Raw genomic sequence first — 13315 nt, forward strand, 5'->3', positions numbered from 1 at the left:
ACACCATGAGCCCACACACCCCCGCCGCGCTGGGTCAGCGCAAAGCTTCGCCATCCCTGCCGCGCCGCGCCCTGCTGGCGCTGGTCGCCACCCTGGCCTGCGGCGCCGCCATGCCATTGCAGGCCCAGCCCAATGCCTCGGGCTGGCCCACCAAACCGGTCAAGCTGGTGGTGGGTTATGCGGCGGGCGGCGCCACGGACGTGATTGCGCGCATGGTGGCCGTCAAGCTCGGCGACCAGCTGGGCCAACCCGTGGTGGTGGACAACCGCGCAGGCGCCAACAGCAACGTGGGCGCAGAGGCCGTGGCGCGCGCGCCGGCCGATGGCTACACGCTGTATGTCTACACCATCGCCAACACCATCAACGCCACGCTGTACCCCAAGCTGGGCTACGACCCGGTCAAGGACTTCGAGCCCATCGGCCTGATCGCCAAGATCCCGAACATCCTGGTGGTCAACCCCAAGCTGCCCATCAAGAACCTGGCCGACTACGTGCGCTACGCCAAGGAGTCCAAGGACGGCATCACGTTTGCGTCCTCGGGCAGCGGCTCGTCCATCCACCTCTCGGGCGAGATGTTCAAGATGCAGTCCAAGCTCAAGATGCTGCATGTGCCTTATCGGGGCAGCGCGCCTGCCGTGACCGACCTGCTCGGCGGCCAGGTGGATTCGATGTTTGACAACACCCCGTCGGCGCTGCCGCATGTGCAGGCCGGCAAGCTGCGCGCCATTGCCATCACCAGTGCCCAGCGCTCGCCCCTGCTGCCGGACGTGCCGACGCTGGCTGAGTCGGGCTACGCGGGCTTTGACGTGCAGTCGTGGTTTGGCCTGGCCGCACCGGCGGGCACGCCGCGCGCCGTCGTCGAGCAGGTCAACGCAGCCCTGAACAAGGTGCTGGCCCAGTCCGAGGTGAGCACGCGCCTGCAGGAGCTGGCTGCCACGCCCGACGGTGGCACCCCCGACAAGATGCGCCAGTTCGCCGCCGCCGAGATCAAGCGCTGGCGAGAAGTGGTGAAGGAGTCGGGCGCATCCGCGGAGTGACAGATCACCCACACAACCTACCTGCCTTCATGTTCCCCATCGACTTCTTCTGGCGGGCCGCCCAGCGCTGGCCCGACCGCATTGCCATCGACGCGCCGGAGGGCGCTATCCGCTACGACGCGCTGGCCGCCCGCGTGGCAGCGCTCGCGGCGGGCTTCACCGCCATCGACCCTGCGCCCCAAAGCCGTGTGGGCATCTGTGCGGGCAACAGCGCCGACCACATCGCCGCGCTGCTGGCCGTGCTGGCCTGCGGCAAGGTGTGGGTGCCGCTCAACCCCAAGAGCACGCGGCCCGAGATTCGCCGCATCATCGACGCGACCGAGCCCTCCATCGTGGTGCTGGACAGCGCCTGTTTCGAGCTGTTGGAGGGCGCACCGGGTGTCCACCTGCAGACCGCAGGGCTGGCGGAGCTGGCCGCAGCGCACGCCGACGCGCCGCGCCCCGTGATCGACCTGCCGGACGACGCCACCCAAGCCATCAAGTTCACCGGCGGCACCACCGGCGCCCCCAAGGGCGTGATGCAGCCCTACCGCGCGTGGATGGCCAACATCACCAACCAGATCCATGCCTGGGGCTTTGACAAGCACGAGCGCTACATCGTGGCCGCGCCCATCACGCACGGCACCTCCACGTACATCCTGCCCATCCTGGCGCAGGGCGGCTGCCACGTGGTGCTGGCGGGCGCGGGCGCCGAGGCGGTGCGCACGGCCTTCCGCGAGCGCGGCGGCACCGTGTGCTTCATGCCGCCCACGCTGGTCTACATGCTGATGGCGCTGCCTGGCGCATCGCGCGCGGACTTTCCACGCCTGCGCCGGCTCATCTACGGCGGCGCGCCCATGCCGCCCGACAAGATCCGCCAGGTGCGCGACTTCTTCGGCCCGGTGCTGGGCACCACCTACGGCCAGACCGAGGCGCCGCAGATCCTCACCGTGCTGTGCCCCGAGGACTTTGAAGACCAGCGCAACCTGGCCTCGGTGGGCCGCATCACCTGGTTCAGCGACGTGGCCATCATGGCGCCTGATGGCCGCCTGCTGCCCCCGGGCGAAGTGGGCGAGGTGGTGGCGCGCGGCGACCTGCTGATGACCGGCTACTGGCGCCTGCCCGAGAAGACCGCCGAGACCCTGGTGGACGGCTGGCTGCACACGGGCGACCGGGGCCTGATCGACGAGCGGGGTTTTCTCTACCTCAAGGACCGGCTCAAGGACATGGTGATCACCGGCGGCTTCAACGTCTACCCCGTGGACGTGGAGAACGCGCTGGGCCAGCACCCTGCGGTGCACGAATGCACCGTGTTCGGCCTGCCCGACGACAAGTGGGGCGAGACCGTACAGGCCGCCGTGCAGCTGCGCAACGGCGAGCACGCGAACGAGGCCGAGCTGATCGCCTTTGTGCGCGAACGCCTGGGCCCGGTGCAGACGCCCAAGCGCATCCACTTTCACGAAAGCCTGCCGCGCTCGCCCGTGGGCAAGGTGCTCAAGTCCGCCGTGCGCGATGCGGCCCTGGCTGCCCTGGCTGGTACGGCCACTGCCTGAACGAAGGAACCCATTTCATGACCCACCCTGCTTCCAAGACCCCCGTCACCCGCCTGTGCACCCACACCCTCACCAGCCTGCATTACCGCGATGCGGACCTGGTCGAGGACCTGATGGGCAAAAAGACCTTCACCGAAGTGATGCTGATGCAGATCCTGGGCCGCACCCCGCGCGGCGTGGACCTGTGCATCACCGACGTGGTGCTCATCGTGCTCATGGAGCACGGGCTCACGCCCAGCGCCATCGCCACGCGGCTGATCTACATGAGCGCGCCCGAGAACCTGCAGGGCGCTGTGTCGGCAGGTCTGCTGGCCGTGGGCAGCTCCTTCGTGGGCACCATGGAGAACTGCTCGGGCCTGCTCGACCGCATTGCGGCGGCGCAAGACCCTGAGGCGGAAGCGCTGGCTATTGCGCGCCACTACAAGGGCCTCAAATCCCCCGTGCCCGGCTTTGGCCACCATCTGCACAAACCGGTAGACCCGCGCGCCTACAAACTGCTGGAGATGGGCCGTGCCGAACCCGAGCTGCAGGGCGACAAGATCCGTGCGCTGGAGACGCTGTCCAAGGCCGTGGATGAAGTGGCTGGCCGCCCCATCACCATCAACGCCACCGGCGCGGTGGCCGCGCTGCTGGGCGAGATCGGCGTGCCCACGGCCGTGATGCGCGGCTTTGCGGTGATCTCGCGTGCGGCCGGGCTGGTGGCGCACATCGTGGAAGAGCAGCAAAGCCCCTCGGGCCGATTCATCTGGGACACGGTGGAGCACGCCATACCCTTTGTCGGCGGCAGTGCCGGCCAGGGCACGGACGCATGAGCGCGCAGCCAGCCCACCCAGCCGCCCTGCCGCTGGACCTGTCGGGCCGCGTGGTGGTCGTGGCCGGGGGCGGGTCTGCCGGCCCGGGCTGGAGCATTGGGCGCGCCGCCTGCGTGACCTACGCGCGCCTGGGCGCCAGCGTGTGTGTGGCGGACCGCGACGCGGCCTCGGCCGAGGAGACCACGGCGCTCATCCACGCCGAGGGCGGCACGGCCGCCACCCTGGTGGGCGACGTGGCGGACGCGGCCGATGTGCAGCGCCTGTTTGCCGAGGCGCGCGAGCGCTTTGGCGGCGCCATCGACGTGCTGCACCACAACGTGGGCATCGGCAAGACCGGCGGACCGCTGGAGACGAGCACCGAAGACTTCGACCGCATCCATTCCGTCAACGTGAACAGCCTGCTGCTGGCCTGCCAGCAGGTGCTGCCCGGCATGGTGGAGCGCGGGCGGGGCTCCATCGTTGCGATCTCGTCCATCGCGGGCATGCGCTACCTCGGCTATCCGCACCTGGCCTATGGCGTGACCAAGGCAGCCGTCACGCACTTCACGCGCATGGTGGCGCAGCAGTACGCAGGCCAGGGCGTGCGCGCCAACACGGTGGTGCCGGGGCTCATCGACACGCCGCGCATCGCCACCACGGTGGCGAAGATGTTCTCGGACACCAGTCTCGACGAGGCCCGCGCCGCGCGCGCCCGCCAGGTGCCCATGGGCCGCATGGGCACCGCCTGGGATGTGGCCCATGCCTGCGCCTTCCTCGCCAGCGATGCAGCCGCCTACGTGACCGGCACCGAGCTGGTGGTGGACGGGGGCATCACCGGCAAGTTTGTTTGAGACCTGCTCAGAACGTGTGCACCACACCGGCCGAGATGCCGGTGGCCGTGGCCTTGTTGGCCGCGCCCTGGAAGCCGTTGCGCCAGCGGGTGTTGTCCAGCTCGGCATACACCTTGGTGCGGCGCGAGAGCTTGTATTCGGCAAACGCCACCAGGCGGCCGTAGCCGTCTTCGGCCGCACCGGTGCGCGAGCGGTCCACCTTGTAGTACGCCGCTGTCAGGTCCACCCACGGCGTGGCCGCCCAGGTACCACCAGCGGACAACACGCGCTGCACGGTGAAGCGGCCTGCCGCTGTCTCGGCCTTGTTGCGGCCTGCATTGGCGGCCAGGCGCACATTGCCCCACTGGTAGGAGGCGCCCAGTGTCGCGCCATCCAGCGAGCGCTTGTTCGCATCGTTGAAGCTCTGGTAGGCGCCCGACACCACCAGATCGTTGCCGGCCCATGCCAGCCCCACGCCGTGCGATGACAGAGCAGACGCCTGCGATTCCACCTCTCCGATGCCCCACATAGCCCTGGCGGTGAAGCCGCCGAAGCGGCCGGTGTACTTCAGCGAGTTGTCCAGCCGGTAAGAGCCCGACGTGGCGCCCGCGCTGCCGTATTGGATGCCAAGACCGTGCTGGCTCAATGCCGCCACGCCGATGTTGGGGTTGAAGCTGGCAAAGCGCATGGCCAATGGATCGACCGGTGAGATCGCATCTGCCAGCGTCGTGGTCTGGCGGCCCAGTGCCAGCGTGCCCCAACGGCTCTGCAGGCCCACCCATGAAGCACGGTCAAAGTATTTGGTGGCGTTGGCAGGTGCTCCGGTGTCGGCGTTCAGGCCGCTTTCGAAGTGGAACAGCGCCTTGGCCCCGCCGCCCAGGTCTTCAGAGCCCCGCAGGCCCCATCGACTGGTGGTGTGGATGCCGCTGCCCAGGGTGCTGGTTGAGCCCGCTGCGGGTGCGTTCGACGCGGAGAGGCCGCTACCGTTGCGCAGGCCCAGGTCCACCACCCCGTAAAGCGTCACACCCGATGTTTGTGCCATGGCACATTGGCCGGCCAAGGCGGCGCAGGCCGCGCCAATGATTTTTTTCATGTATGTCTCCTATCGTTGAAATCCAGGTAGGCCGCGCTTTTTTCGGCCTGCTGCCCCTCCCCGGGATACCTTTCACGAATTACGCGATGCGGCCATTGGAGGTCGCTAGCTCTCCGTGAAGAGTTCCTTGTGTCTCTCAGTCCGGTGTGAGCTGAGCCTTCACCACCACACCCTTCCATTTGGCGATTTCCTGCTTAACCGTCAGGGCCAGTTGCTCGGGCGTGCTGGTGTCCACCACTGCGCCTTGCTCCTCGATGCGGCGCACCACGTCCTTGTCGGTCAGTGCTGTGTTCAAGGTCTTGTTGAGCAGGTCAATCACCGGGCGGGGCGTCTTGCCAGGGGCAAACAGGGCGTACCACTGGGTGATCTCCACACCCTTGACGCCCGCCTCTTCCAGCGTAGGCACATCGGGCAGCAGCGAAGAGCGCTTGGGCCCGGCCAGGGCCAGCGCACGCAGCTTGCCGTTCTTGACATGCGGGTAGGCCGAGAACAGGCTGGGGAACATCACCTGCGTCTGCCCGGCCATGGTGTCGTTTATGGCGGGCGCCGCGCCCCGGTAGGGCACATGGGCCATCTGGGCGCCGCTTTCCAGCTTGAAGATCTCGGCCGAGAAATGCGGGGCCGTACCGTTGCCGGCCGATGCGTAGTTGAAGTCCTGCGGCTTGGTCTTGGTCAGCGCCACCAGCTCGCTCACCGTCTTGGCAGGCACCTTGGGGTTCACCACCATCAGCGTGGGCGAATAGCTCACCATGCCGATGGGTTCGAACTGCGTGATGGGGTCATAGCGCAGCTTCTGCAGCGCGGGGCTCATGCCATGGGTGCCGATGTAGCCAAACAAAATGGTGTGCCCGTCGGGTGCCGCACGGGCCACGTATTCGGCCGCAATGGCGCCATTGGCCCCGGCCTTGTTCTCCACGATGACCTGCTGGCCCAGCAGGGTGGAGAGCTTGAGCGCCACCACGCGCGCCATGCCATCGTTACCGCCACCTGCGGCGGTGGGCACAACCAGCGTGATGGGTTTGTCGGGGAAGGCCGCGTGGGCGGTGCCAATGGCCCACAACGCGCTGGAGGCCAGTGCCAGCGTGGCGGCGGCCAGCGCTGTGCGGCGCGTCGCGAGGGGTTGAATGCGGTTCTTCATGGTTTTGTCTCCTGTCTAGTGGTTGGAATTGAAGCGTTGAAAAAGCTAATGCGCCAGGGTGGTTTCCGGCACAAACAGCGTTCCTTGCAGGATCTTTCGGGCCGTGCGTATGAGTGCGGCCTGCACCAGCTTGAACTGGCCATCCACCTCGCTAAGCTCCACCTCCACTTGGATGCGGCCTGCCGGGTGTTGCACCTCCACGCGGCGCAGCCCGGCGCTGGGTGCATGCCGTTCGTCGGTGGCCACCGTGCCCGGCAGCACCGATGCAGCAGCCACGCCGATGGCGCCCGTCACCGCGTGGGAGCGGTGGCACTGGTGGGGGGTGAAGTAGCGCGACACCACACTGCCTGGCGATGTGCCCGGCGACACGATCACCGGCTTGGGCAGCACGCTGTGGGTCACATCGCCCATGCCCATGCGCTGGCCCGCTTCGAGGCGCAGAGCCTCCAGACGAGTGAGCAAGGCGGTGTTGGCGTCCAGCTCGGCAGGTGTCTCGTCGCCGCGCAGGCCCAGGTCGGCGGCGCGCACCAGCACCATCACCTGCGCTGCGTCGATGCAGGTGACCTGCAGGTCCTGGATGGTGTCGATGCGCTGGCCGGTGGGAAAGATCTGCCCGGTGACCGCGCCCCATGCGTCCAGAAAGTTCATCAGCACGGGGGCTGCCGTGCCCTGCACGCCGTCGATGCGCACATCGCCGTCGTAGTGCACCTGGCCGCCCGCCGTGCACACCTGCACGTCGATGCGGGAGCGGGTGTTCACGTTGTAGACCCGCACGGTGGTGGTCCGGCCTTCGCGGTCTGCGGGGACCAGCCCCTGCTCAATGGCGAAGGGCCCCACACCGGCCAGCATGTTGCCGCAGTTGGGGCGTGTGTCCACGCGGGCTTCCTGCACGCTGACCTGGGCAAACAGGTAGTCCACATCACAGTCGGGCTGCGTGGAGCGCGAGACGATGGCGACTTTGCTGGTCAGCGAGTTGCCGCCGCCAAGACCGTCAATCTGCAGCTCATGCGGCGATCCCAGGGCTGCAATCAGCGTGCGGTCGCGGGCCTCAGGGTCACGCGGCAGCCAGTCGGCCAGGAAGAACGGGCCTCGGGAAGTGCCGCCACGCATCAGAACGCAAGGAATGTTGGTGCTCATGGATCGGCATGGTGCTGTGCCTTCGCTGATCTGTGAATTGCATTGTTGGCAATGATTGATGCATGTTGTGCAATAGGCTCAGGCAGCTTGTACATGCTCCAATCACGGCCGTGAATTGCAATGTTCTGATCGTTTGATGCACGGCTTGCAACGCTGCATGCACCCTCAAGCGCACATGAAGGACGCCCGATGAACAACAAATTCGACCTTGCCGACATTCAGGCCTTTGCGGCCGTGGCCGAGCTGCAGAGCTTTCGTGCAGCCGCCGAGGCCATCCACCTGTCGCAGCCCGCGTTCAGCCGCCGCATCGACAAGCTCGAAGAAGCCCTGGGCGTGCGCCTGCTCGACCGCACCACGCGCCGCGTCACGCTCACGGCCGTGGGCCGCGACTTTGCGCGCAAGACCCGCGTGTGGCTGGACGACCTGGACGGCATGCTCATGGGCCTGGGCGACGTGGCCGCGCGGCGCATGGGCGAGGTGACGATTGCCTGCGTGCCCTCGGCCGTGTATTACTTTCTGCCGCAGGTGGTCAAGCGCTACCACGAGCGGTTTCCCAAGATTCGCGTGAAGGTGCACGACGCCAGCGCCAACGAAGTGCTGGTGGCCGTGGCGCAGGGCGATGCGGACTTTGGCCTGAACTTCATCGGCAGCCAGGAGGCCGAGATCGAGTTCAAGCCCGTGCTGGCCGAGCGCTTTGTGGCCGCCTGCCGGCGCGACCATGTGCTGGCGCGGCGCAAGAAGGTGAGCTGGGCCGAGCTGGGTCAACACGACTTCATGTCGGTGGGCAAGACCTCGGGCAACCGCCTGCTCATGGACCTGGCGCTGGCCAACGTACCCGACCGCCCGCAGTGCCTGTACGAAGCCAAGCACGTGACCACGCTGCTGGGCCTGGTGGAGGCCGGCCTGGGCGTGGCGGCCGTGCCCAGCTTGGCCATGCCGGGCAAGGATCACCCCACACTGGTGAGCATTCCGCTGGTGGAGCCCATCGTCACGCGCCAGATGGGTCTTATCAAACGCAGGGGCAAATCTTTGTCGCCCGCCGCGCAGCAGCTGTATGACCTCTTGGTGGCTACGCGTTCTGTGCGGCCGCGCAAGGCGAATGCGACCTGAAAAATACAATCGGGGCAATGACTTCCCCTACCAAACAGCGCGTTGTCGTCGGCCTCTCCGGCGGCGTGGACTCGGCCGTGACCGCCTACCTGCTCAAAAAGCAGGGTCATGAGGTGGTCGGCATCTTCATGAAAAACTGGGAAGACGATGACGACAGCGAGTACTGCTCGTCCAACATCGACTTTGTGGACGCGGCCGCCGTGGCCGACGTGATCGGCATTGAGATCGAGCATGTGAACTTCGCGGCCGACTACAAGGACCGCGTGTTTGCCGAGTTCCTGCGCGAGTACCAGGCGGGCCGCACGCCCAACCCGGACGTGCTGTGCAACGCCGAGATCAAGTTCAAGGCGTTCCTTGACCACGCCATGCGCCTGGGTGCCGAAAAGATCGCCACGGGCCACTACGCGCGCGTGCGCCAGAACCAGACTTCCGGCCTGTTCGAGCTGCTCAAGGGGCTGGACCCCTCCAAGGACCAGAGCTACTTTTTGCACCGTCTGAACCAGGCGCAGCTGGCCAAGACCCTGTTCCCTGTGGGCGAGCTGCACAAGACCGAGGTGCGCCGCATCGCCGAAGAGATCGGCCTGCCCAATGCCAAGAAGAAAGATTCCACCGGCATCTGCTTCATCGGCGAGCGGCCGTTCCGCGAGTTTCTGAACCGCTACATCAGTCATGCGCCGGGCCCCATCCTGGATGACCGGGGCCGCAAGCTGGGCCAGCATGTGGGGCTGAGTTTCTACACGCTGGGCCAGCGTCAGGGGCTGGGCATTGGCGGCGTGAAGGAGAAGGGCGCGCAGCGCGGTGGCGGTGTGCATGAACCGTGGTTCGTGGCCCGCAAGGACCTGGAGAGAAACACGCTGCGCGTGGTGCAGGGGCATGACCACCCCTGGCTGCTGTCGCACCGCCTGGTAGCGCAGGACGCCAGCTGGTGTGCTGGCCAGGCCCCGATGCCCGGCACCTATGCCGCCAAGACGCGCTACCGCCAGCAGGACGCGGCGTGCGCGCTGGAGGCTGTGCCAGACGGCTTTGCGCTGCAGTTCGCCGACGCCCAATGGGCCGTGACGCCCGGACAGAGTGCGGTGCTGTATGACGGCGATGTTTGCTTGGGCGGCGGCGTGATCGCGGGGGTGGAAGGGGCCGCTCCCTGATGCGGCATGGCTCGGGGCTTGGAAGTGGTTTGCTCCTTAATTGATAGCTAATAGCGCTTATCCAGTAAGCGATAGAGGCGGTTTTTGCTGAATATTTTTGGCTGTGACGGCGGTGCCGATACCGCGTTCCGTCTGACACGGCCACGCGTGCGAGTCCGGCGGTGCTGATGCAGAGGCCTTGTTCATGATGGCGATCGGCGCCTGCCACACGGCAGCCGATGAATCCAGACTCCATGAAGACCGCACACTCTGCAGCCAGCAGATCGCCCTCCCGCCGCAGCCGCCCTGCTCCCGCAACTCCCGGCCATGCTCGCATCCACAAAACCCTCAAGACGGTATTCGGCTTCCAGCGTTTGCGGCCCGGCCAGTTGGAGGTCGTCGAGCGTGTTCTGCAGGGCGCCAGCACCCTCGCCGTCATGCCCACCGGCGCGGGCAAGTCACTGTGCTACCAGCTGCCTGCGCTGCTGCTGCCCGGCATCACCGTGGTGGTGTCGCCGCTCGTGTCCTTGATGAAGGACCAGTGCGACACGCTGCAAGACCTGGGTGTTGCGGCCGTGCAGGTCAACAGCGCCATCGGCAGCGACGAACTGGCCGCGGCACGCGCGGCCATTGAAGACGGCAGTGCGCGCATCGTCCTGACGACGCCCGAGCAGATCGCCGACCCCGCGCTGACCGCTGCACTGGCCCGGCAGACGGTGAGCCCGCTGGTGGTGGATGAGGCGCACTGTCTGTCGCAGTGGGGCCATGACTTCAGGCCTGCATTTCTGGAGATAGCGCCCGCCGTGCGTGCCTTGGGGCGGCCCACGGTGCTGGCGTTGACCGCCACTGCAAAGCCCGCGGTGATGAAGGAGATCGTTGCGCAATTCGGCATTGCCGCCAGCAACGTGGTGCAGACGGCCGCCTTCCGGTCCAATCTTCACCTGACCGTGGAGCCCCTGGCGCGCACGGCGGACCGGCTGCCGCGCGCACTGGCCCTGGTGGCCGAGAGCGAAGGCGCGGGCATCGTCTACACCTCCACCGTGAAATGTGCCGAGGAACTGCACGACAAGCTGGCCGCTGCCGGCGAAAGCGTGGGCCTGTACCACGGCCGTCTGTCCGCCGCCGAACGCGCCCGGGTGCAGGACGCCTTCATGGACGGCAAGGTGCGCGTGATGGTGGCTACCAACGCTTTCGGCCTGGGCATAGACAAACCGGACATCCGCTTCGTTCTGCACTACCAGATGCCTGCCAGCATCGACGCCTACTACCAGGAGGCGGGGCGTGCTGGTCGCGATGGCAATGACGCCCGCTGCACCTTGCTGTATATCCGACAAGACCGCGCACTGCAGCAGTTCTTCATGTCGGGCCGCTACCCGACGCTGGACCAGCTGCTCACGGGCTACCGTGACCGCCGTGAGCAGGACGGCGCCACGCTGGAAGCGATGGTCGCCTATGCGCAGGGCGGCCGCTGCCGCTGGCACGGGGTGCTGACCGCGCTGGGCGATACGCCCGACTTCGATGCCTGTGGTTGCTGCGACAACTGCGCGCGCATCGCCGCTCTGTTGCCGTTTGCCAGCGCGGCCGCGACGCCGGATCAGCCCATCGAAGTGCCGCTGGAGATGCCGTCCCCACCGGCCCCGCGGTTTGTGGATGGCCAGGCCGTGCGTGCGCGGCGCTATGGCGCAGGCCAGGTGGTCGAGGCCAGCACCCATGCTGTGACGGTTGAGTTTCCCAACGGCACGCGGCGGACCTTCCTGCCGGAGTTTGTGCGGGCTGCAACGGTGCCATCGGCAACGCGGGCGCACATCGCCTGACCTACCTGTCTCGCGCGTGGCGCCTCCTGCGCCAGGGCCACTGAGAGGTCAGCTCGGAAGCACAAAAAAGCCGGAGCATTGCTCCGGCTTTTTTGCGGGGGCGAGGCGGCAGCTCAATCGTCGCTGGTCGCCAGGCTGATCAGGATGCGCAGCACGTACCAGAGCATCAGCGCGATGGAGGCAAACAGGTGCAGCGCGGCGCCGGCTGGGCGGTCTGCTGGATAGTCGTGGATGATGCGCGAGGTGTCGTACAGCACGCATGCGCCAGCAAACAGCACCATGATCCCGGAGAACCAGATGCCCAGCTTGAAGCCGAAGATGGCGCCGGCAATGATGGTGCCCAGCGCCACCAGGCCACCCACCTTGAGGATGCCGCCGAGGAAGGAAAAGTCCGTCTTGGTGGTGAAGGCCGTCCAGGTGAGCGCACCCACCAGCAGCAGGGTGATGAACCCCGCCGCGCCAATGGCGCCGGGAGCCACCAGCTGGGCAATGCCGAACAGAGGCGCAAAGATCAGGCCTTCGGCCAGCACATACAGGCCGAGTCCCATGAGCTGCGTCTGGGGGTTCTCGGCGTTGTCCGCCAGGTGCGATGCGAGCCAGCCCACCAGCATGAAGGCTCCCATGACGCCCAGCCAGATGAACTTGTTGCCGCTGGCCATCAGCATCTTGGCCGTGGCGCCCGAGAAGCCGGACACCATGAGCACGGCCGACAGTACGACGAAGGCCAGCATCGCCAGGCCTAGGTGCTTGTAGGTGGAGACGATGAAATCGCTCCGCTCGAACGGTGCGCCTTCGGGAGTGGTGGGGGTCAATGCGTTGGGTTGCATGGCGGTTTTTTCCTCGGTTAGCTAGGTACTGCAACTGAGGGGGGAGCACCATGGGGCGCCCCTCCCTCCCTCTCTTTGTTATTGGGTGTGCCCCTCAGGCGGCGGCCAGATGGGCTTCTTGCGCGGCACGCAGCTTGCGGTTGGACCACACGCCCGCGGCGCCCACCAGTGTCAGCAGGATCGCGAAGATCCACGTGCCGGCGCCGCTGAAGGATTTGGCCGACGACGTGGCCTCGGCCTGCAGGCGCTGCTTGGTGGTTTCGTAGCTGATGACGGCGGTGCTGCCCACCGACACTTGGTAGACCATGCTGTTGTCGCTGCTGTCCACCAGGGCCGTGATCTTCTCGTCAATAAGGTTGCCCACCAGCTGCTGAGGCGTGCTGTAGTCGATGCGCAGCTTGCGGACTTCGGCGCCGGGGGTGTCCGGTTGCACGCTGATCTCGTAGTACTTCTTGGTGGAGCGGCGCTTGCGCTTGACGGTGACCTCGGAGGCCTGCGTCACCGTGCCTGACACGCTCTGCAGGCTTTCGCGCGCGGCATAGGCATGGTCGCCTTCCGCCTTCCAGCCGCTGTAGATCGACAGCGCGATCAGGCCGGGGCCGGCCAGCAGCAACAGCCACGCATAGCCGGTGATGAAAATCAAAATCTTGCGGACGAATCCAGGCATTGCGACCCTCTCTCTCTTCAGTTTGAAATAGTGATTTTTGGTACTGCATGCCGCCGGGTGTTGAGCCTCTTTGGCGACAAGGCCGCGATGATCTGCGAAATTGGCGTATCGAATGTAAAAAGTTGTTGGTCCGTGGCGGCCGCGCTGCACTGGACAAAATGGAGAGGTGCCACATCCAGTGGTCGCGTTAGGACGGCGTGCGGTGAGGTCAAAGG

At 66.5% G+C, this 13315-nt stretch carries 12 protein-coding genes; 7 read left to right on the plus strand and 5 right to left on the minus strand.

All coding sequences use genetic code 11. From position 1 onward, the window contains the following. The first annotated feature begins 5 nt into the window (after positions 1-5). Genes ACK4HJ_RS02920 through ACK4HJ_RS02935 form a run of 4 tightly spaced genes read left to right on the plus strand, consistent with a single transcriptional unit; the run spans position 6 to position 4211 of the window. Entirely contained in the window at positions 6-1037 is a 1032-nt protein-coding gene (locus tag ACK4HJ_RS02920) for a tripartite tricarboxylate transporter substrate binding protein (RefSeq protein WP_409827560.1), read from the plus strand. Between the two features lie 29 nt (positions 1038-1066). After that, positions 1067-2569, plus strand: a complete 1503-nt coding sequence (locus ACK4HJ_RS02925; protein ID WP_409827561.1) for a class I adenylate-forming enzyme family protein — start codon at positions 1067-1069, stop codon at positions 2567-2569. Positions 2570-2586: 17 nt separating this feature from the next. Beyond that, positions 2587-3381: a citryl-CoA lyase gene (locus ACK4HJ_RS02930; RefSeq protein WP_409827562.1), complete on the plus strand. Its 795-nt coding sequence runs from the start codon at positions 2587-2589 to the stop codon at positions 3379-3381. After that, positions 3378-4211: an SDR family NAD(P)-dependent oxidoreductase gene (locus tag ACK4HJ_RS02935; protein WP_409827564.1), complete on the plus strand. Its 834-nt coding sequence runs from the start codon at positions 3378-3380 to the stop codon at positions 4209-4211. Before ACK4HJ_RS02930 ends, ACK4HJ_RS02935 begins: the two co-directional genes overlap by 4 nt. A gap of 7 nt (positions 4212-4218) precedes the next feature. Here ACK4HJ_RS02935 and ACK4HJ_RS02940 read toward each other — a convergent pair whose 3' ends face one another. The 3 genes from ACK4HJ_RS02940 to ACK4HJ_RS02950 all read right to left on the minus strand — a co-directional run bounded on the left by ACK4HJ_RS02940 (position 4219) and on the right by ACK4HJ_RS02950 (position 7558). Then, the gene (locus ACK4HJ_RS02940; protein ID WP_409827566.1) at positions 4219-5283 is read right to left on the minus strand and encodes a porin; all 1065 of its coding nucleotides are present in this window, start codon (positions 5281-5283) and stop codon (positions 4219-4221) included. Positions 5284-5419: 136 nt separating this feature from the next. Then, complete coding sequence (locus tag ACK4HJ_RS02945) at positions 5420-6421, minus strand: Bug family tripartite tricarboxylate transporter substrate binding protein (RefSeq protein ID WP_409827568.1); 1002 nt, start codon at positions 6419-6421, stop codon at positions 5420-5422. Positions 6422-6466: 45 nt separating this feature from the next. Beyond that, positions 6467-7558, minus strand: coding sequence for a 4-oxalomesaconate tautomerase (locus ACK4HJ_RS02950; RefSeq protein WP_409827570.1), 1092 nt, complete (start codon positions 7556-7558; stop codon positions 6467-6469). Positions 7559-7747: 189 nt separating this feature from the next. Between ACK4HJ_RS02950 and ACK4HJ_RS02955 the strand changes: the two genes are divergently transcribed. The 3 genes from ACK4HJ_RS02955 (at position 7748) to ACK4HJ_RS02965 (ending at position 11606) form a co-directional block, all read left to right on the plus strand. Beyond that, positions 7748-8668: a LysR family transcriptional regulator gene (locus tag ACK4HJ_RS02955; RefSeq protein ID WP_409827572.1), complete on the plus strand. Its 921-nt coding sequence runs from the start codon at positions 7748-7750 to the stop codon at positions 8666-8668. 17 nt (positions 8669-8685) lie between these two features. Next, on the plus strand, positions 8686-9813 hold the full coding sequence (gene mnmA, locus ACK4HJ_RS02960; protein ID WP_409827574.1) for a tRNA 2-thiouridine(34) synthase MnmA: 1128 nt from the start codon (positions 8686-8688) through the stop codon (positions 9811-9813). 233 nt (positions 9814-10046) lie between these two features. Next, complete coding sequence (locus ACK4HJ_RS02965) at positions 10047-11606, plus strand: RecQ family ATP-dependent DNA helicase (protein WP_409827576.1); 1560 nt, start codon at positions 10047-10049, stop codon at positions 11604-11606. A 113-nt stretch (positions 11607-11719) separates the two neighbouring features. On the opposite strand, the gene ACK4HJ_RS02970 is transcribed toward ACK4HJ_RS02965, so the two are convergent. Both ACK4HJ_RS02970 and ACK4HJ_RS02975 read right to left on the minus strand, forming a co-directional pair. Continuing rightward, a complete protein-coding gene (locus tag ACK4HJ_RS02970) occupies positions 11720-12433 on the minus strand; it encodes a Bax inhibitor-1 family protein (protein ID WP_409827578.1) in 714 nt (237 codons plus the stop codon). A 94-nt stretch (positions 12434-12527) separates the two neighbouring features. Continuing rightward, positions 12528-13100: a hypothetical protein gene (locus tag ACK4HJ_RS02975; protein WP_409827580.1), complete on the minus strand. Its 573-nt coding sequence runs from the start codon at positions 13098-13100 to the stop codon at positions 12528-12530. Between the last annotated feature and the right edge of the window lie 215 nt (positions 13101-13315).

This window comes from Acidovorax sp., from assembly GCF_046294525.1.
Classification (GTDB): Bacteria; Pseudomonadota; Gammaproteobacteria; order Burkholderiales; family Burkholderiaceae_C; genus Acidovorax.

Bases quoted from the DNA above. Each gene is read 5' to 3' on its own strand.
- ACK4HJ_RS02970 (WP_409827578.1), bottom strand. From the start codon at position 12,433: ATGCAACCCAACGCATTGACCCCCACCACTCCCGAAGGCGCACCGTTC.
- ACK4HJ_RS02940 (WP_409827566.1), bottom strand. From the start codon at position 5,283: ATGAAAAAAATCATTGGCGCGGCCTGCGCCGCCTTGGCCGGCCAATGT.
- ACK4HJ_RS02955 (WP_409827572.1), top strand. From the start codon at position 7,748: ATGAACAACAAATTCGACCTTGCCGACATTCAGGCCTTTGCGGCCGTG.
- ACK4HJ_RS02950 (WP_409827570.1), bottom strand. From the start codon at position 7,558: ATGAGCACCAACATTCCTTGCGTTCTGATGCGTGGCGGCACTTCCCGA.
- ACK4HJ_RS02965 (WP_409827576.1), top strand. From the start codon at position 10,047: ATGAAGACCGCACACTCTGCAGCCAGCAGATCGCCCTCCCGCCGCAGC.
- ACK4HJ_RS02945 (WP_409827568.1), bottom strand. From the start codon at position 6,421: ATGAAGAACCGCATTCAACCCCTCGCGACGCGCCGCACAGCGCTGGCC.
- ACK4HJ_RS02925 (WP_409827561.1), top strand. From the start codon at position 1,067: ATGTTCCCCATCGACTTCTTCTGGCGGGCCGCCCAGCGCTGGCCCGAC.
- ACK4HJ_RS02930 (WP_409827562.1), top strand. From the start codon at position 2,587: ATGACCCACCCTGCTTCCAAGACCCCCGTCACCCGCCTGTGCACCCAC.
- ACK4HJ_RS02920 (WP_409827560.1), top strand. From the start codon at position 6: ATGAGCCCACACACCCCCGCCGCGCTGGGTCAGCGCAAAGCTTCGCCA.
- ACK4HJ_RS02935 (WP_409827564.1), top strand. From the start codon at position 3,378: ATGAGCGCGCAGCCAGCCCACCCAGCCGCCCTGCCGCTGGACCTGTCG.
- mnmA (WP_409827574.1), top strand. From the start codon at position 8,686: ATGACTTCCCCTACCAAACAGCGCGTTGTCGTCGGCCTCTCCGGCGGC.
- ACK4HJ_RS02975 (WP_409827580.1), bottom strand. From the start codon at position 13,100: ATGCCTGGATTCGTCCGCAAGATTTTGATTTTCATCACCGGCTATGCG.